Source organism: Wolbachia endosymbiont (group A) of Norellia spinipes (assembly GCF_964273535.1).
On record NZ_OZ187006.1, the window covers coordinates 997,355 to 1,016,398 of the forward strand.

The 19,044-nt window shown below is 36.3% G+C and carries 17 protein-coding genes, 4 tRNA genes and 1 pseudogene; 7 read left to right on the forward strand and 15 right to left on the reverse strand.

The genetic code is table 11. From position 1 onward, the window contains the following. Positions 1-11: 11 nt before the first annotated feature. From ACFZP3_RS04890 to ACFZP3_RS04905, 4 genes are all read right to left on the reverse strand, one after another. Positions 12-440, reverse strand: a complete 429-nt coding sequence (locus ACFZP3_RS04890) for a hypothetical protein (protein ID WP_253309439.1) — start codon at positions 438-440, stop codon at positions 12-14. Positions 441-561: 121 nt separating this feature from the next. After that, entirely contained in the window at positions 562-876 is a 315-nt protein-coding gene (locus tag ACFZP3_RS04895) for a hypothetical protein (protein ID WP_253309440.1), read from the reverse strand. Between the two features lie 62 nt (positions 877-938). Beyond that, positions 939-2,477, reverse strand: coding sequence for an MgtE intracellular N domain protein (locus tag ACFZP3_RS04900; protein WP_386086971.1), 1,539 nt, complete (start codon positions 2,475-2,477; stop codon positions 939-941). A gap of 192 nt (positions 2,478-2,669) precedes the next feature. Further along, positions 2,670-2,745, reverse strand: a tRNA-Ala gene (locus ACFZP3_RS04905). 442 nt (positions 2,746-3,187) lie between these two features. On the opposite strand from ACFZP3_RS04905, the gene ACFZP3_RS04910 reads away from it, so the two are divergent. Together ACFZP3_RS04910 and nuoF are read left to right on the forward strand one after the other, a co-directional pair. After that, positions 3,188-3,260 (forward strand) — tRNA-Lys (locus tag ACFZP3_RS04910). Between the two features lie 19 nt (positions 3,261-3,279). After that, positions 3,280-4,533 carry an NADH-quinone oxidoreductase subunit NuoF gene (gene nuoF, locus ACFZP3_RS04915; protein ID WP_253309962.1) on the forward strand — a complete coding sequence of 418 codons (1,254 nt, stop codon included), beginning with the start codon at positions 3,280-3,282 and terminating at the stop codon, positions 4,531-4,533. Positions 4,534-4,561: 28 nt separating this feature from the next. Here nuoF and infC read toward each other — a convergent pair whose 3' ends face one another. From infC to nuoI, 4 genes are all read right to left on the reverse strand, one after another. Continuing rightward, on the reverse strand, positions 4,562-5,080 hold the full coding sequence (infC, locus tag ACFZP3_RS04920) for a translation initiation factor IF-3 (protein ID WP_386086972.1): 519 nt from the start codon (positions 5,078-5,080) through the stop codon (positions 4,562-4,564). 12 nt (positions 5,081-5,092) lie between these two features. After that, positions 5,093-6,994, reverse strand: coding sequence for a threonine--tRNA ligase (thrS, locus tag ACFZP3_RS04925; RefSeq protein WP_253309443.1), 1,902 nt, complete (start codon positions 6,992-6,994; stop codon positions 5,093-5,095). After that, a complete protein-coding gene (locus ACFZP3_RS04930) occupies positions 6,991-7,179 on the reverse strand; it encodes a hypothetical protein (protein WP_187297136.1) in 189 nt (62 codons plus the stop codon). Before ACFZP3_RS04930 ends, thrS begins: the two co-directional genes overlap by 4 nt. A 65-nt stretch (positions 7,180-7,244) precedes the next feature. Further along, on the reverse strand, positions 7,245-7,727 hold the full coding sequence (gene nuoI / locus ACFZP3_RS04935) for an NADH-quinone oxidoreductase subunit NuoI (protein ID WP_386086973.1): 483 nt from the start codon (positions 7,725-7,727) through the stop codon (positions 7,245-7,247). 213 nt (positions 7,728-7,940) lie between these two features. Here nuoI and mnmE point away from each other — a divergent pair, with 213 nt between their 5' ends. From mnmE to ACFZP3_RS04950, 3 genes are all read left to right on the forward strand, one after another. Beyond that, complete coding sequence (gene mnmE / locus ACFZP3_RS04940; protein WP_264688437.1) at positions 7,941-9,269, forward strand: tRNA uridine-5-carboxymethylaminomethyl(34) synthesis GTPase MnmE; 1,329 nt, start codon at positions 7,941-7,943, stop codon at positions 9,267-9,269. A 47-nt stretch (positions 9,270-9,316) separates the two neighbouring features. Continuing rightward, positions 9,317-9,404: transfer RNA gene (locus ACFZP3_RS04945), tRNA-Ser, on the forward strand. 168 nt (positions 9,405-9,572) lie between these two features. Next, positions 9,573-10,589, forward strand: a complete 1,017-nt coding sequence (locus ACFZP3_RS04950; protein WP_386086974.1) for an NAD(P)/FAD-dependent oxidoreductase — start codon at positions 9,573-9,575, stop codon at positions 10,587-10,589. An 813-nt stretch (positions 10,590-11,402) separates the two neighbouring features. Here the strand turns inward: ACFZP3_RS04950 and ACFZP3_RS04955 are convergent. The 3 genes from ACFZP3_RS04955 to rpmE all read right to left on the reverse strand — a co-directional run bounded on the left by ACFZP3_RS04955 (position 11,403) and on the right by rpmE (position 14,289). Then, positions 11,403-13,163, reverse strand: coding sequence for a hypothetical protein (locus ACFZP3_RS04955; RefSeq protein ID WP_386086975.1), 1,761 nt, complete (start codon positions 13,161-13,163; stop codon positions 11,403-11,405). Between the two features lie 91 nt (positions 13,164-13,254). Beyond that, positions 13,255-14,049, reverse strand: coding sequence for an NAD kinase (locus ACFZP3_RS04960; protein WP_264688435.1), 795 nt, complete (start codon positions 14,047-14,049; stop codon positions 13,255-13,257). Between the two features lie 27 nt (positions 14,050-14,076). Beyond that, the gene (gene rpmE, locus ACFZP3_RS04965) at positions 14,077-14,289 is read right to left on the reverse strand and encodes a 50S ribosomal protein L31 (protein ID WP_253309449.1); all 213 of its coding nucleotides are present in this window, start codon (positions 14,287-14,289) and stop codon (positions 14,077-14,079) included. Positions 14,290-14,417: 128 nt separating this feature from the next. On the opposite strand from rpmE, the gene fabD reads away from it, so the two are divergent. Beyond that, positions 14,418-15,398 carry an ACP S-malonyltransferase gene (gene fabD, locus ACFZP3_RS04970; RefSeq protein WP_253309450.1) on the forward strand — a complete coding sequence of 327 codons (981 nt, stop codon included), beginning with the start codon at positions 14,418-14,420 and terminating at the stop codon, positions 15,396-15,398. A gap of 31 nt (positions 15,399-15,429) precedes the next feature. Here fabD and gpmI read toward each other — a convergent pair whose 3' ends face one another. The 4 genes and pseudogenes from gpmI to ACFZP3_RS04990 all read right to left on the reverse strand — a co-directional run. After that, positions 15,430-17,004: a 2,3-bisphosphoglycerate-independent phosphoglycerate mutase gene (gene gpmI / locus ACFZP3_RS04975; protein ID WP_386086976.1), complete on the reverse strand. Its 1,575-nt coding sequence runs from the start codon at positions 17,002-17,004 to the stop codon at positions 15,430-15,432. A 33-nt stretch (positions 17,005-17,037) separates the two neighbouring features. Beyond that, positions 17,038-17,109: transfer RNA gene (locus ACFZP3_RS04980), tRNA-Asn, on the reverse strand. A gap of 19 nt (positions 17,110-17,128) precedes the next feature. Next, the gene (locus ACFZP3_RS04985; RefSeq protein WP_253309452.1) at positions 17,129-17,320 is read right to left on the reverse strand and encodes a hypothetical protein; all 192 of its coding nucleotides are present in this window, start codon (positions 17,318-17,320) and stop codon (positions 17,129-17,131) included. A gap of 35 nt (positions 17,321-17,355) precedes the next feature. Further along, a pseudogene (locus tag ACFZP3_RS04990) lies at positions 17,356-17,467 on the reverse strand (IS5/IS1182 family transposase); the annotation flags it as partial. Between the two features lie 98 nt (positions 17,468-17,565). On the opposite strand from ACFZP3_RS04990, the gene gatA reads away from it, so the two are divergent. Then, entirely contained in the window at positions 17,566-19,035 is a 1,470-nt protein-coding gene (gene gatA / locus ACFZP3_RS04995) for an Asp-tRNA(Asn)/Glu-tRNA(Gln) amidotransferase subunit GatA (protein WP_386086977.1), read from the forward strand. Positions 19,036-19,044: the final 9 nt, after the last annotated feature.

Below are 19,044 nucleotides of genomic sequence, written 5' to 3' on the forward strand. Positions count from 1 at the left end.
TTTCCTAACTACTATAATATATCAGAGTGAGTTGGCGCTTCCCATTCATCTATGTTATCACCACCAGTTGTTCCTGTTTTTAATTTTCCAACCTCTTCATTTAGGTTGTCAAAGTTTTCTTTCAAAAATTTAAGATCCTTCTTATTATCCATAACTAGCTCTTCAACCCTATTTGAATTATCATACAATTCATCCATATAATCTTGATGACCTTTCAACACGTCATTCAATTTAGGAACAAATGTGTCATTTAAATCTTTGACTAGTTTATCTAGAATTTTGTGGACGTAATCGACCGACGCATTCTTTTCTTTATTGCCTTCAAAAGATTTAGGCTTAATTTTGACCTCTATGTCATTTATTATTCTACGATTGGTACCGCTCATTCTGCTTGTTACTCCAAAGTTGCTTTCGCTTTCTTTTACACTGTAATTACTCATATTAACTCCTATAAAAAATTAGAATTTAAAACTAACTAGTTACCTTGAAATGGTATGTGAAAAAAGTAATAGCCCACTGGGCTATTACTTTTTCTTATTTTTGCTAATTATTAGCTATTTTCTATCCTAGTGGATTTAACTCTGGAGAAAAAAAGGTGTTGGGATTTGTTATGTCAGAATCCGTGAATGAATCTACTTCATCTCTCAATTTATCGATTTTCCCAATTAAACCTGAATCTTTATCACCAATTTCCTTCTTTATTGTAGATAAGTGCTGTGTGGTTTGGCTTACTACATTATTGATATGTTTTATTATGGGATTGACTGATTCTACAAATGTGTCAGCTTTTACCATCCCTTTAGTTCCTGTTATCTCTTTTAATGGTGCCTCAATTAACTCCACATTAAATTTTTTATCTTCTGTTGAATTATTCATGTTTATTAACTCCTTAAATAATAATATTAAAAATAATGTTATTCATTATCTTCTGTAATCTGCTAAACAGATATGGAGTAATCCTGAACAGTATAAGCATCATTACTGTTAAGGTAATACTCTTCATTTACTACAGAAGAATGTTGATAGCTAAATTGATTGGGGTTAACTATATCATCACCTTCCAGCAATTCCTTAAGTTCTTCAAGTTTTTCTTTCATTTCCTCTTGTTTCTTGTTTTGTTCATCAAACTTCTCTTTTAATGCATCAATAATAGCTTTAGACTGATCTTGATTGCTGAGATCACCAATCACAGCTGTCACTTTCTCATAAGGCAGTTTGTGAATGATGTCTTTAAGCTCTTCTGCGCCTATGTTATCCAAAAGTTCTTTAAACTGCTCATTAGACATATTGCGAGCAAAAGCTTGAAGTTTGTCTGGGTTATCAACTAAAGACTTAATGATAATCTGAATCTTATTAGGATCAGTTAAATCTCGAGCTACTATTGCAAGTTTCTTGTGGTCTAGCTTATTAATTAAATCATGTAATCTATCTCCTTCTAAATTGTGTACTAGGGCTGGAAGTCGATTTTTCAACGTTTCGTCCAAAATAGTGTTTATACTTTTCTCATCTGCATCTTTTATTAGTTCTACAAACTGATCATTGCTTATTGTCTTGATAGCCTCCAGAAACTGATTCATTTTAAGGTGAGGGAAAATTTCTTTTACTTGGTCTAGATTTAAGTCTTTCACTAGGTTTGTAAGCTGATTTTTATCTAAAAGAGGAACAATTATTTGTAACTTTTCTGGATTTAGTTCCTGAGCAAGGGTTTTTAGCTGGTGATTGGTTAGATGATCCACTAAAGCTTGGAGTTGTTCATCCATTAAGTTCTCTGCTAAGACCTGCAACTGGTTTGAATTTAGTTCAGGAATTATTTTTTGCAGCTGCTCATTCGTTAAATTCTGTGCTAAAATCTGGAGTTGATTTGAATTCAGTTCAAAAATTATTTTTTGCAGTTGAATAGGTATATCAAGTAACATATTATTCACTATTTCCTTTATTTCCCCTGCATTACAAGGTGCTACGTTTTTTTGCAGCGCTGTATTGTAAGGTGAATCGATAATATTTCCTTTTTTATCTGAGAAATAGTATTTACCACTTTCGTCTCGCGTTACGTATTGATACGATACAGCTTGTGCAAGAAAATCCACACTACTGTATCTTTCACTGTTATCTCCTACACTAGTTACTACGTTTACTAGCTGATCATTAAGGTATATAAGAGAATTATTAGTGGCATCTCGGTTATACCAGTTATTAGCGTTCAGACTTTGTCCCGATTCATTAAGACAAGTATACATTCCGTTATGAAATTGACAGAAGTTTACGTTTAGTGTTAGCACCTCTTCACTTTTATCATTCAGCGGTATAAAAGCAAGTTTAGCAATTTTGTATGGTCTACTCACATCAGCATTATCTCTGCCAGAAAAAGAGGTTCCTAAACAAACATTTTTGCCTGGATAGCATGTCATTCCTTCGCTTATCACAAGAGACTTTTCAGGTACCATCTTAAAAACATGCTTTTTTCCACTCATAGGCATTACCAATAAATTAACTGTTAGTATTCTAACATTTATTGATTAATTTATTATTAAATTGGTATATATTAGAATTATAATAAAAAACATTACTTGCATAAAGAAAAGTTACAGAAAGAGGGATTTTTTAGGGAACTAGTATAAAATACTAATGGGCTAAAATAAGCTGACTTTATGATATGCTAGAACCTATATTGGTGGAGGCAAGCGGGATCGAACCGCTGACCTTCTGCGTGCAAAACAGATGCTCTACCAGCTGAGCTATGCCCCCAATTCTTGCTTAAAGCATAAATCACTCAGGCTGAAATGCAAGAAATATTTATCTGTTATAGCTAAACTGACTTAGATTTACTGACAATTTGAAAAACCGTCATTCCGCTGCGTGTTAGCGGAATCTATCTGCAGCAGTGTGACGTGTTAGCTATAGGCTATTGCTAAGCATTATAATAGTGCACAAATTCTGCAGGGTATATACAGTTTTCTATTTTTCTTATCTCCTTAGCGTTATACTTCACACCATCCAAATAAATCTGTGAACTGAAAATTAACAAGAAGTTTTCCTTTAAAAATTTTTTAAATTATCCATAGATTTTTTAACTAAATTATCACTAACGCAGTATATTATATAATTTATTTAACCACACATGAAAATTTTAGTTTGATTAAAACGGATAAAAACTGTATTGATGTTTAGTATAGCTGAAAAATGAAATGATCCCGTAGCTCAGCCGGTAGAGCAACTGACTTTTAATCAGTGGGTCACGCGTTCGAATCGCGTCGGGATCACTCACAAATTTTGAAAAACATGCTAAAAGAACAAGACAAAATATTCACCAACCTAAATGGTAAAGAAACTCCACTACTTAAGGGTGCAAAAAAACGTGGTAGCTGGCAAAAAACAAAGGAGTTACTAGATTTAGGATCAGAAAAGATCATTGATGAAGTAAAGAAATCTGGTTTGAGAGGTCGAGGGGGTGCAGGATTTTCCACCGGCCTTAAGTGGAGCTTTATGCCCAAAAATCTCCCAAAAGCATATTTAGTAGTCAATGCAGATGAGTCAGAACCTGGTACATGTAAAGATAGAGATATATTGCGATATGAGCCACATAAGTTACTTGAGGGAATTCTCCTAGCCGGCAAAGCGATCAGCGCATCAGTTGCGTATATTTATATCAGGGGTGAATTTTATAATGAATATTTAGTTCTAAAAAAAGCACTTGAGGAAGCCTATAAAGAAAACTTAATTGGAAAAAATGCCTGCAAATCAGGTTATGATCTTGATGTGTTTATCCATAGGGGTGCAGGAGCTTACATATGTGGGGAAGAAACAGCTCAACTCGAATCAATTGAAGGAAAAAAGGGCTTTCCTCGCATGAAACCTCCATTTCCCGCAGGTGTTGGACTTTTTGGCTGTCCAACCACAATAAACAACGTTGAAACTATAGCCATGGTTCCAGATATTCTAAATCGCGGAGGAGAATGGTTTGCATCTCTTGGTAAACCAAATAATACTGGTACTAAGATTTTTTGTATTTCAGGACATGTAAACAACCCGTGTAATGTTGAAGAAGAGCTCGGAATTCCACTACGTGAATTGATTGAAAAATACGCAGGTGGAGTGCGAGGGGGTTGGGATAATTTACTTGCTGTAATACCTGGTGGGTCTTCAGTGCCATTAATTCCAAAATCTATATGCGATACTATTGAAATGGATTTTGATTCATTAAGAACCGCACAATCAGGGCTTGGTACTGCTGCTGTAATAGTGATGGATAAATCAACTGATATAATAGCTGCAATAGAGAGGTTATCACACTTTTACATGCATGAGTCCTGTGGACAATGCACACCATGCCGTGAAGGTACTGGATGGATGTGGAGGATTATGAAGAGGATGGTGGCAGGAGATATTAAGCCTGATGAAATAGATAAGCTGCTTGACCTTACAACTCAAATAGAAGGACATACAATTTGCGCGCTTGGTGATGCTGCAGCTTGGCCGATTCAAGGATTAATAAGACATTTTCGCCATGTTATCAAAGAGAGAGCGATAATTTAACTCTACTTATACTTCTTAAGCCGTTTTGCTACTTAGCAACCAAAGTTAAAAAATATTGATTTCCTTCTCTTTTAGGTGCTAATTCTACCTTTGCAATATCTTCAGTGTCTCTAATTAGCCGTTCTAATTTTTCCAGTCCAACTTCAGTGTTTATAAGCTCTCTCCCTCTAAATCTCATTGTAACTTTAATTTTATGTCCATGCACAAGAAAATCCATTGTTTGACGCAATTTTGTTTCGTAGTCGTGATCACCAATATTGGGACCCAGTTTAACTTCTTTTATAGTTAATGCTTTTTGTTTCTTTTTTGCTTCACTTGCCTTCTTTTTTGCATCATATTTTTGTCTGCTGTAATCCAGAACTTTACATACTGGAGGAGTTGAATCAGGTGCAATTTCCACCAAGTCTAAACCGACATTCTGAGCAGATGCCAAAGCTTGTTCTATTGGCACAATTCCGACCATTTCACCACTGTGATCAACTAAGAGTACCTCCTTAGCTGTGATGAGTTCATTAATTCTATTTTTATTGTTCTTTTTTATTTGCAAACTTTAACTCCCTTAATTCAAATTAACACTTTTTAACAGCGATTCAGTAGCCTTTTCCAAAGAAAAAGACTCCTGTCTTTCTGATCCTAAATTTCTCACTGACACAGTTTTACTTGTAACTTCATTTTTGCCTATAATCCATAATATAGGAACCTTGTTTGAACTATGCAAACGTATCTTATAACTAATTTTTTCATTGGTCAAATCAGTCTTGACTCTCACACCTTGTTCTTTTAAAATATTGCTAATTTCTGTGGCGTAACCGTCAGCTTCATTTGTAATGGTCAGAATAGCAAGTTGCGTTGGAGCAAGCCAAACTGGAAATTTTCCTGCATAATTTTCTATCAAAATTCCGATAAAACGCTCAAAAGTCCCAAGAATTGCCCTATGTAACATGACAGGGTGATGCTTGTGCCCATCTGCCCCTATATAAAAAGCTCCCAGACGTTCTGGTAAAATGAAATCAACTTGTAATGTTCCACATTGCCAATTTCTGCCTATTGCGTCTTTCAAAACGAACTCTAACTTTGGACCATAAAATGCACCTTCACCAGGGCTCAGTTCATAACTCAAGCCCGCTTCTTTAACGGCTTCAAGCAGCGCTTTTTCAGCTCTATCCCACACTTCATCATTACCGGCTCTAATATCTGGACGGTCTGAAAATTTCACAGAAATTTCATTGAATCCAAGCTCTGAATATACTTCTTTTAAAAGGTCACAAAACTTTACAGTTTCAGAATTTACTTGTTCTTCCATACAAAAAATGTGTGCATCGTCTTGCGTAAAACCACGCACTCGCATCAGTCCGTGCAATGAGCCTGAGCTTTCATTTCTATGGCATGTACCAAACTCTGCCATACGTATTGGTAGATCACGATAGCTTCTCGTGTGAGAATTAAAAATCTGCACATGACAAGGACAATTCATAGGTTTTATTGCTAGCTTTTTGCTTTCAGATTCATCAACAATGAACATATTTTCACGAAATTTATCCCAATGTCCCGACTTTTCCCACAGTTCTTTACTTACCAAAATAGGAGTTTTTACTTCAAAATAGCCATTATTTATCAATTTCTTTCTTATATAAGACTCAAGAACATTATATAGAGTATATCCTTGTTCATGCCAAAAAACCTGCCCGACAGCTTCCTCTTGGATGTGAAATAAATCCATATCCTTAGCAATTTTGCGGTGATCACGTTTTTCTGCTTCTTTGAGACACTCAAGGTAAGCGTTTAATTCATCCTTATTTCTCCATGCGGTGCCATATATTCGCTGTAACATTGGACCCTTAGAATCACCACGCCAGTATGCTCCTGCAACTTTCATAAGCTTAAACGCTTTGACTCTGCCAGTTGAAGGAGAATGTGGACCGCGGCATAAGTCAACAAAATCGCCTTGTCTATAAACAGTTAGGTTTTCACTCTCTGGTATAGAGGATATAATTTCAACCTTATATTTTTCGCCTATACCACTAAAGAAATCAACTGCCTGCTTGCGAGTCCAAACCTCTCGAACAAATCTGTGATTACTTTTTACAATCTCTTTCATTTTCTTTTCTATTGCAGCAAGATCATCCGTAGTGAAGGTACGATCTGTAGCAAAATCATAGTAAAAACCGTCCTGAATTGTTGGGCCAATAGTAATCTGAGTATTAGGAAATAGCTCTTTCACTGCCTGCGCCATTATATGAGCAGCATCGTGCCTTATTATGTCCAAACCCACTTCGTCACTCAGTTGTATCACCTCTATCTCTGTATCAGATTCAATTTCACGTGAGAGATCATACAACTCACCGTTTACTTTCAATGCAACTGCTTCTTTCAAAGCATCCAGTTGTAATATATCAAAGCCAGTGACTTTATCGTCATATTCTTCTATTCTTTTTTCAGCTGGAAAAGTAATTTTAATCATTTATCGACCCTTTTGTCTAACCCTCTCTTTGTCATCCCAGTGCGTGACACTGGGATCCATCTTATTTTTATAATGGAAATTAGTTTAACGTATGCTCCTAAAATCTGTTGTCCATTGCACAATTTACAAATATTTTTATACCTGGATCCCAGTGTCACGCACTGGGATGACAAAAAAAGGAACACTGAAATGACAGAAAAACAGCACCTGGGTAACAGAGGAATGATTTGAAAGCTATAAATTTTTAACATCAGTAGTACGGTCTATTCTTTTTTAACCTGAGTGCAATTGCGTCTTCCCAAACTTCACCATTACGCAATAACTTTTCTTTATTGTACATTAGCTCCTCTCTTGTTTCAGTAGCAAATTCAAAGTTAGGACCCTCCACAATTGCATCAACTGGACATGCCTCTTGGCAAAGTCCGCAGTATATGCATTTTGTCATATCAATATCATAGCGCGTGGTGCGACGACTACCGTCTTCTCTTTCCTCTGCTTCAATAACTATTGCTTGAGCAGGGCAGATAACTTCGCATAATTTACAAGCTATGCATCGTTCTTCACCGTTTGGATACCTACGCAACGCATGCTCACCACGAAACCTTGGACTTAAAGGGCCCTTCTCCATAGGATACCTCAAAGTAACCTTTGGCTTAAACATATATTTTAATGTAATAACAAACCCTTTAATTAACTCTATAAAAGACCAATACCAAGCTAATTTCTTGAGCATAAAATATTTAAAACCTATGTTGATAATTATAAATCATATTATCAGTTTTCAAAATAAATATTTTCACCTGAGTGACCTTTGCAGTTTTTTATATAATGTATTTATTAACATGATATTACTATAAACTAGCAAGATAGATAAAAATTTTGAATATTTTCAAATTAGGTATTTTGGTTTCTTAAGTGTAATATTGCTAAGTAGTTTATATAAATAATGACAAACACAAATGAAACTATTTTCGCTTTATCGACCGTATTGGGTAAGTCAGGAGTTGCAGTAATCAGAATTTCAGGCAACTACGCGCTTAAAGCTTTAAATCATTTTCATATTAAGAAAGAAATTAAACCAAGATTTGCTACTTTAGTTGATCTATATGATGATTCCAATCAATTGATAGATAATGGAATAATCATCTATTTCCCTGCTCCAAACAGTTTCACTGGCGAGAACGTTATAGAGTTACAAGTGCATGGAAGCAAGGCAGTCATAAAAATCATCTTAGAGGAATTATCAAAAATTTTCGTTATGGCCAAGCCTGGAGAATTCTCACTTAGGGCTTTTCTAAATAGTAAATTTGACTTAACGCAAATAGAAGGGATTGCAGACTTAATTGATGCTGAGACGAAAATGCAAGCTAAACAAGCGATTAAGCAGATATCGGGAGAATTGGAGAGACTATACAGCAATTGGAGGCAAAGATTAATAACGATACAATCCAAAATCGAAGCATATATAGACTTTCCAGAGGACATTTGGGCAGAAAAAAGTGAATTGAAAAAAATTAATAATGAAGTGCAATCTCTCGTGCAGTTGATACAAGAGCATTTAAATGATAATAGACGGGGCGAAAGGTTGCGTGAGGGTTTACATATTGTAATAACTGGTGAACCAAATGTCGGTAAATCAACTCTATTTAATTTCTTAGCCAAGCGTGATATTGCTATTGTTTCTGAATATGCAGGCACAACAAGAGACGTGCTTGAAGCTCATATTGACATTGGCGGATACCCAATCATTCTCTCTGATACTGCTGGAATTCGTGAGAGTTCAGACCCGATAGAATCAGAAGGCATAAGTCGAGCAAAAAAGAGGTCTTTTGAAGCTGATCTAAGAATAGAACTATTTCCTTTTGAACAACGTTATAATATCAATTGCAACGTTGTAAATAGCGATACTATTTATGTATTGAGCAAAGCTGACGATGCAATTAATGACAGAAATATACTGATTGGCGATGTAGATTTTCTACCTATTTCTATTTTAAAGGGAATAGGTACAAACAAGTTGATCTCTCTCATAAAAAAGAAGGCAGAGGAAAAATTTGGGCATGATAGAGACACTCCTGTGATTACTCGGCAAAGACATAGGAGTCACATGCAGAAAGCACTGGAACATTTACAACGTTTTAATATCGATAATCCAATTGAGTTGATATCTGAAGATTTGAGGCTTGCTGCATTTGAACTTGGTGCGGTGATTGGAATTATTAATGTTGAGGAAATATTGAGTAGTGTGTTTAGCAACTTTTGCGTGGGCAAGTAAAGCTTTTATAGATTGCTTAAAATCAAATGTTGTGATAGAAAAGAAATGGACGGATGGCCGAGCGGTTTAAGGCACCAGTCTTGAAAACTGACGTACGTGATGAGCGTACCATGGGTTCGAATCCCATTCCGTCCGCACAGCATCCCGCGATGTTAGCTGATTTTTAGAGCTTATTTGGACTATGTGGTTCATAACGCTGGAAATCTTATCTAATCTAGCCACATCTTTTAAAAATACATCCCTTTGTAAATTGACCTTATTAGCGAAGAAAGCTAATATCTATAAATAGATTACCATCTGAATATGAAAACCGATATAGTAATAATAGGTGCAGGGCCTATTGGAATATTCACTGCTTTTCAAGCGGGAATGCTTGATATGAGATGTCATATAATAGATGTTTTGGATCAAGCAGGAGGACAATGCACAGCTCTTTACCCAGAAAAGCCAATATATGATATACCTGGTTATCCTGTAATTACTGCCCAAAAATTAATTGAGCAATTAATGGAGCAAGCTTCACCATTTGAGCCTGTTTACCATTTAAGTCAAAAAGTGGAAAAGATTTCGAATAACTGTGATCAAAGCTTTACTATCATAACTAACACAGGTACAGAGGTAAAATGTAAGGCTGTTATTGTTGCTGCAGGTAACGGAATGTTTGAACCTAACCGTCCACCCTTAAGTGGTATATTAAAATATGAAAATCAATCTGTATTTTACAGTGTAAATAAAATTTCTGATTTTCAGGACAAAACTATAGTCATTGCAGGGGGGGGTGATTCTGCAGCTGATTGGACTGTAGAACTTTCTAAAGTTGCAAAGAAAATTTATGTGATACATAGAAGAAAGGAATTTCGCTGCACTCCTGAAACTAGAAATAAATTAGAATCACTTGAAAATGATGGAAAGATAGAACTGGTAGTGCCATATCAATTACACGAACTAGCAGGAGGTAATGGGCAGTTGAGCGCAGTGATAGTAAAAAACATTGCCTCTAAGGAAGAAAAAGAAATATCCGCTGATTCTTTGCTGCCATTTTTTGGATTGTCAATGAATCTTGGTCCAATAAACAGTTGGGGTATAGAGTTAGAACATGGCCGCATAATTGTCGACCCAGCTACACTTAGAACCAGTAGAGATAGAATATATGCAATCGGAGATATAGCTACTTATCCAGGCAAACTCAAGTTGATACTAAGTGGTTTTGCCGAGAGTGCCATGGCTTGTTATGACATATACAAAGTAATCCACAACTCTCCAGTCAATTTTCAATACTCGACTTCAAAGGGAATTCACGGAAAAGAAAAACTTACTTGACACCCTTCGCCAGCCCCCTTATCATGAAACTGAAGGTATTCAGTTATCTTCATCTGTGCAGATTAAACAGCAAGAAAACAACGTAGTTGGCGTCTTATTTTTAATTTTTTGCACTATGTGCACCTTATGTCTTCACAATATTTCTAGGTTTTTACCTATATAAGCTGAAACGCGCTTATAAGTCGTTTAAGACAGTATAGTACGCCAATTTGCAGGATTAGGGAGTGAACACTAATTACCACGGGGTTTCTTTTGCCTTTTTTTCTGCTTAGTAAATTTCTTAAACATTTAAACTAAGGTTAGTTGCATTTAAAAGCAGCTAAATTGCAGTGTTTAAGGCTTAAAAAACGCCAATACTGAAAATAGACAATGACTAGGGCTTCTTTTGCCTTTTTTTTCGTTTAGTAAATTTCTTAACGTTTGTAGCTAAACGACAACCGTCATCCCGCTGCTTGTTAGCGGCCAAGAGATACCGTGACGATATGATGTAGGACTGCTGTCATCCCGCTACGTGTTAGCGAGATACCGCGAATGAATCGCGGTATGACGGTGTAGATGATGGTTAAGTATCCCGCTACTTGTTAGCGGCTAAGAGATACCGCGACGGTATATTCGTCATCCCGCTACGTGTTAGCGGGATCTCTTGTTAGCGGCTGAGATACCGAGGCGGTATGACGGTGTAGACGATGGTTAAGTATCCCGCTACGTGTTAGCGGGATCTCTTGTTAGCGGCTGAGATACCGCGGCGGTATGACGGTTAATTATTCTGCGGCGGTATGACGTAGGGTTGCACTAGCTATATCATGCATTTTATTAACCGACACTATAAACAACATCCTTACAATTATGAGATTGGACTACAACTTGCTCAAGCGTTAAGCTGCTGCGTTTAGCATCTTTACTGTGGTTTTCTCCAAGAACCTCTGTTCTTTCTTGTTTTATTTCTTCAATGAATTTCTTGTTAACGCTTTCAGTGTTAATCTTTTCCTGAGAATATATAAGGTTAGTGCAATTTGTTTTGTTATAATAATGCACGCCAAAACATACAACTAATAATGCAAGTACACCTGAGCCTATAAGCAATGATAACCCTATGTTATTAGTCAAAGGGTTTTGGTAAAATTTTTGTACGTTATTAACACCGCCTTCCGCGTACAGCAATAAAGGAAGTGCTATATTTGCAGCAACTACACCGGTCAGTAATGCAGTAAATAGTGGCCTATTGTTAATTACTGATTCTATTTTATTAGTTCTACTAATTACTTTTTCATCAATGTTAATGAAGTCGTTTTTAGATTCCCAAGCATTAAATATAAAATTTGAATGAGTGTTGTTGTTATACTCTAATCTTACAGATTTTATAGCTTTATTTTCTGGCTGATGCTTTAACACCTCATCTAAAATTCCATCCGCATTTTTTTCTTGAGTTTTATGCTCTGCAGTATCTCTAAATTGCCTTATTGCAAAAAGTATTGGACTAATTGCAAGCAACGCAGCAAGTGCGATAACTGGTATAGTGATATATTTTGGGCTGTTTGTAAAAAATGCAATAAATTTTGCTTTATCTTGTAAGTATAATAAAGCTGCAGATGTGCCAAGTATAATAGCACTTGCACCAAAAATTATAAAGCCCTTCTGCTGCATGGCATATTTTGCTCTTGGCCAGGATCTGTTTGTTTTTTTATTTGTTGTGCTACCTATATCAGAATTTAGTGACAAAGACTCTTCAGAGTCATCTTTGCTTTTATACGATGGTGGAGGAGTTGGAAACGTACCTGGACTTTTAATATCCTGAGGATTCGGTATAGGTTCTCCAATCCATTTTTCTACTTTGCCTAAATAACCATCATCCGCTGCTCCTTCTGTTCCTGTTGTTGGCTCACTAGATACATTAATCCCTTTAAATGCAATATTGTTTATTTCCTCTTCCCTGATATCAACTTCCGCTATTTCTTGATCTATATTTTCTAAGAGACCCTTCATATCTTTTTCTAATAATCCTTCCTTGATGCTTTTATAAAAGTCATCAGCAGGATTAATGCCCCGCTGATTACCATCAACTAACATGACTTTTTGCGGTAACATACCTTTGTCTTTCTTATATGCTTTTAAAAGAGATAAAACACATAGATGTTTTCCAATTTGTGGATCTTGAGGCTCATTCATTCTTTTAGCTACTTCTGCTGAATTTAGTGGATCTTGACGCTTAGTCGTTCCTCCAACTACTTTAATACCTTGTGCCTGCTCTTCTGTTAAGCCTAAATGATTTTTCACTACATACTCTACTGCTTTTATGTATTTTGCAGACGATACAATAGCAACTTCTACTCCGCTTGAAAGTGCAGAATCTAATACAGACCTTAGCTTTTCTTTATTTTTGATTCCCGAGCCTTCCTTTTGTAAAAATTCTTCTATTTTTTCTTTAATTACTGCTTTTTCTTTGCCAGAATCATAATCATCATATCCCTTGGATGTAAAGAAATTGCACATAGACTTATTTGTAATTGTTTGATCAAAGTCAAATATTAATAGTGCATTCTCTTCAGACGATGGTAGATTCGTTACTGGTCCCATATTTACTCCAAAATTAATTACTATGTTGTGTTGATTACGCTATAGTTATTAAGATGTAGTAAATACCAGTTTACGGATAATTATGAAAAATTTAGTATAGAAATTGCCTATCAAAGATTCTTTCATTGAGTGAGTCGTCTTTGTCAAAAAGCAGAGTGATTGTGTTCTCATGGTCTTTTTGTATTTTTATCTGTGATATATTATGAAACTCTTTGTAATCTGATACTACAAGCGCTGGACGATTTTTTGTGTCGTTAATGTCAATTTGTACGATCGTATCATTTGAGATTAGTGCTCCATTCCAATGCCTTGGGTAATAGCTATTGATGGAGGTCAGTGCAAGTAAGTTTGAATTTAGTGGCAAGATTGGGCCACCGGCAGAGAAGTTATATGCAGTGCTGCCTGTGGGAGTAGATAATATTACTCCATCCCCTCTAAATTTTTCTACTTTTAGTTTATCATTAATAGTAATATTCATCTCTACTATTTGGTTTGCTTTCCTAAAAACATATACTTCGTTTACCGCTATATAGTGGTATTTCTTGCCACTTGTGTCTGTTGCTTCCATTTTTAGTAAAGTTAACTGAGTTGAAGTTGCGTGCTCTATATGATCAATTAAATCTTCACTGCGGCTAAAGCATTTATTCATCAAAAACCCAACATTGCCAGTGTTTACTCCGTATACGTGTGTGTTTTTGTTTTCTATAACGTAATTATGCAAGGTGCGTAGCATAAAGCCATCACCGCCAACAACTATCAATAGATCGATTTCGGACTTATTTTCTTCTGTTATATTGATAAAATTAAGTTTCTTTAATAGTTTAGATACTTCCTGCGATTTTGGTGACTCAGAAGCGATATAGCCTATATTTTTGTATTTATGCATGCTTCACTCTGAAAAAGAAGCGAAAAACTAGAAAATATCCCCATATTTATCGTTAAACTTAGCTAATTTGCTAGTTTTACTTGCTGACCCGCTTGTCAAACTTCCAGTCCATGCAGGGTGAGTGAGAGGATCCCTATCAAGTTTTATCTTATCACCTTCCTTTCCATAAGTGGAACGAGTTTCAAACTCTTGACCATCTGTCATGACTATAGTAACCTTATGATAATCAATTTCTGCCATTGTTGCTTATAAACTTTTAGTCAGTTAATATTCTAGTGAACTTAATTCACTAAGTCAATCATTATTCTAAAATATTGACAAAAAATAAATAAAATGTTATACTTAATAAGGAATAAATAATAGTTATCATGATTTTTGCTTTCCCTGGTCAGGGCTCTCAGTTTGTAGGAATGGGAAAGAGCTTATATAGTGAGTTTTCCGTTGCAAGACAAGTATTTAATGAAGTGGATAGCATATTGGGTAGAAAGCTGTCTCATTTAATCTTCAACGGTCCTATTGAAGAATTAACCATTACAGAAAACGCTCAGCCAGCTATAATGGCAGTGTCAATCGCGACGCTACGCGTTATCGAGCATGTGTTTGGTGAATCTCTTTTTTCTAATTATGGAATTAAATATGTTTGTGGACATTCAGTCGGTGAATATACAGCGCTATGTGCTGCAGGGGCATTGACTCTTGAGTCTGCAATCAAGCTGCTGAAAGTTCGCAGCGAAGCAATGCATGAAGCTTCTTTGAAATGTGAAGGGGGAATGGTTGCGTTGCTTGGAGCAGAGATAAATGAAGTGGAAGATATATTGAAATCAGTTCAAATTGACGGAATTTGTGAAATTGCAAACGATAACGGTGGCGGACAAGTGGTTATAAGTGGTACTAGAGAGGGTCTTGAAATATTACCCGATTTGCTCAAGAACTTGAACATCAAGAGATTAGTTAAGTTACAGGTTAGTGGACCTTTTCACTCATCTCTTATGAAACCTGCTGATGAAAAAGTTTTGGAATTTTTGGAGGGTATTAAAATAACCCGTCCTATAGTTCCTTTGATATCAAATGTTACAGCTAAAGAGGAGAGTGATCCCAAAGTTATAAAAGCTTTACTTGCTAAACAAGTCATAAGCAGAGTGAAATGGAGAGAAATGGTTTTGTATATGGCAAGCCGTGGCATTAACAAATTTGTTGAAATTGGCCCTAATAAAGTTTTATCTAATTTAGTCAAAAGGATTGACCAATCTATCAGTACAAAAAGTATAGGTAATATTGGTGATATAGACAGCTTCTTTAATGAATCATTAGTACTAACAGCGAAAAATTTAAAAGTTGGGTTAAGTTAAAACACATCTATTTGCCAGCGCATGACGCTGCCTAGCTGGAATGACAGAGGGTAATGCAAGAAATCAACGAACTGCCTGTCATTTCATCCGGTTTCTTAATTCCAAGTAGCTGTAAAATAGTGGGAGCGATATCAGATAATCTTCCGTCTCTTAGTTTTAGATTATCGCAAGACACAATAAATGGCACTTTATTTAGAGTGTGCGCTGTATGAGGTGTATTATTTTCTTCATCGAACATACATTCCACATTACCATGGTCTGCAGTAACAATTAATGCAGTGTTGCTTGACTTTTTAACAGCACTCAGCACTTTCGCAAGACAATCATCTACAGCTAGCACAGCTTTCTCGGCTGCTTTTATATTACCTGTATGCCCTACCATATCAGGATTAGCGTAATTTACAACTATCAGTGCGAATTCTTGGGAGTGAATTTTTTCTACAAGCTTTTCTGTGAGCTCAAAGGCTGACATTTCGGGCTGCAAATCATAAGTTTGAACTTTTGGTGAGGGAATGAGTATTCTTTCTTCACCAGAGAAAGGTTCTTCTTTTCCACAATTGAAAAAGAAAGTCACATGAGCGTATTTTTCGGTTTCGGCGATGCGTAATTGTTGCAATTTATTGTCTTCTATTGTTTGTCCTAAAGTGTTAGCAAAAGATATAGGAGGAAAAATATAAGGAATTTTAAGATCTTCTTTATACTTCATCATACTTAGAATTAAAGAAAATGGTTTTCGTTTACGACCTTCTGTCGTACGAGTAGTTTGACCATAGATTCCAGCGTCACGCGCTGGAATGACACCTGATTGGTTTAGTAAAATACTTGCTAATTGTATCATTCGATCAGCACGAAAGTTAGCCAACAGCACTCCATCTTCTGGTTTTATACCTTGATAGTCACCTATTACTGCGGGCCTGACAAACTCATCAGTTATGTTATTTTGATAATTTTCATCAATCAACGATACTGCATTATCATGACGAGGTGCCTTTGCAAATGCGATAGCCTCATAAGCTTCAATTGTTCTCTCCCACCTGTTATCACGGTCCATAGCATAGTAACGCCCAGAAACAGTAGCAATTCTTATGTCATTTCCCTTTATACTCTTTATAAATTCTTGAATGCATTTTTTTCCTGAATTTGGTAATGTGTCTCTGCCATCTAAAAATGCATGTATCACCACTTTGATTCCATGCTGTGATATTTTATTTGCTAAAGTCGAAATATGCTTTTGATGCGAATGAACACCGCCATCTGACACTAATCCCACCAGATGGCATACTCCATTCTTACTTTTTAGATTACTAATAAAGCTTTGTAGATTTGCATTGTTTTCTATTGTTCCAATTTCTTGATTAATGCGCTGAAGGCTTTGCATTACTACTCTACCACTGCCAATATTCATATGGCCAACTTCTGAATTACCTATTTGACCACCAGGTAACCCAACATCAGTTCCACAGGCGGACAAACTGCATTTTGGATAATTAGAGCTAATATATTGCCAACAGGGTGGATTTGCGTTGCTAATAGCATTATATTTACTGCTTTCTACTCCATTTCCCCAGCCATCTAGTATACATAAGACAACTGATTTAATGCCCATATAAGATTAACACTAGAATTTCACAGAGAAGAGCTCCCCGGGCTGGATTCGAACCAGCGACCAATTGGTTAACAGCCAACTGCTCTACCACTGAGCTACCGAGGAATAAACCGTCTTTAATTTATCACGTTGAACGTTGATTGTAAACGTTTTTTGTATACTTTGTAAGAGCCTGTTCAAATTCACTTCGCTTTATTACTTCAACAGTTGCACCAATAATATCTTTTATTTGAGTTGCAAAATTCTCTCCTGTATAGCCCGCATCAACCAGTATATTTTTAACTCCAGAAAGGTTTTCTTTTGCATTGTTGACCATTCTCACAGCACTAGTTGTTCCTGCAGTTGCTACATAAATTGCATGTCTTGAGTATCAACTGCGATATGGCCCTGAGATTTTTTTACCAGCGTCATAGCCTTTTTCTTCAGCAGTATCTGCGTTCTTTACACTCTGAGCATCAATTATGTACAGGTTCTTAGCTATATTTCTAGCTGTAACTATAAATGTATGGATTTTTTATCGTGCCATGTTATAATTAACGTCTTGCTAAAAATTAAATATTGATGAATGAACTAAAAAAGTTAAGTATTACACAAATGCATGACGGGCTCAAAAAAAGGAGTTTTTCCGCTGTTGAACTCGTGGAGGCGCACATCAGTGCGGTTGAAAATGAGAAATTAAATGCATTTATAACAAAAACCCCAGAGATAGCAATGAAAGCTGCTAAAGCTACAGATGAACATTTCTCTAGGCAAAAGGATGATTTAATCTCGCCGCTCATGGGTATACCAGTTGGCATCAAAGATCTATTCTGTACAAAAGGAATAAAAACAACAGCATGCTCAAAAATGCTGGAAAATTTCGTTCCGACTTACGAATCTACGGTGTCTGACTTGCTTTTAAAAAGTGGAGCAGCCATGCTCGGTAAGCTTAATATGGATGAATTTGCTATGGGTTCTGCGAACACAAACAGCTATTTTGGCCCTGTTGAAAATGTGTGGATTAGAAAAAGTGATGGGGAAAAAGTTGTTCCTGGTGGATCATCTGGTGGATCTGCAGCATCGGTTGCTGGATTTTTATGCGCTGGAGCGTTAGGAAGCGACACCGGTGGATCTGTACGCCAACCAGCAGCTTATTGTGGAGTAGTTGGAATAAAGCCAACTTATGGAAGATGCTCGCGTTTTGGTATGATTGCATTTGCGAGTTCTCTGGATCAAGCAGGAGTCATTACTCGTTCTGTCTCTGATTCAGCATTAATGCTGGAAGCAATTTGTGGCTATGATAAAAAAGATTCAATATCGAGCGAAAAGCCAGTGCCTAAATTTTCTAGCTTTATAAATGGTGATGTCAAGGGTAAGTGTATTGGTATACCAAAAGAATATAGGATGGATGGAATTTCAGAGGAAATAGTTCATAATTGGGAAAGAGTTGCTTCCTATTTAAAAGAAAATGGCGCTGAAGTTGTTGACATTACTCTGCCATATACTAAATATGCAATACCGGTCTATTATTTAATCTGTTCTGCTGAAACTTCATCCAATCTTGCTCGTTACGATGGTGTGCGTTATGGATTAAGGTTTGATGCTGATACCCTTGAAGAAATGTATTCACTAACAAGAGCAGAAGGTTTTGGTAAAGAGGTGAAAAGAAGAATTTTAATTGGCGCTTATGCGCTTTCTTCAGGTCATTATAATGAATATTACGAAAAAGCGCAGTGCATTAGAGCATTAATCAGAAATGATTTTATAAAAGCGTTTGAAAAAATAGATTACATACTTGTGCCATCTGCTCCAACAGAAGCTTTTGGCTTAAATGAAAAGCCAGATCCGCTAATTATGTGCATCAATGATGTGTTTACCGTGCCAGCAAGTCTTGCAGGATTGCCTGCTATTTCTGTTCCTGTTGGGCTTTCCAATGAGGGTTTACCACTTGCCTTGCAAGTGATTGGAAATTATTATGACGAAGCTGGAATATTAAATGTGGCAAGTTTGATAGAGCAAAATTGCGGCAGAATAATTAGACCTCTTGCGTAATCTATTTTC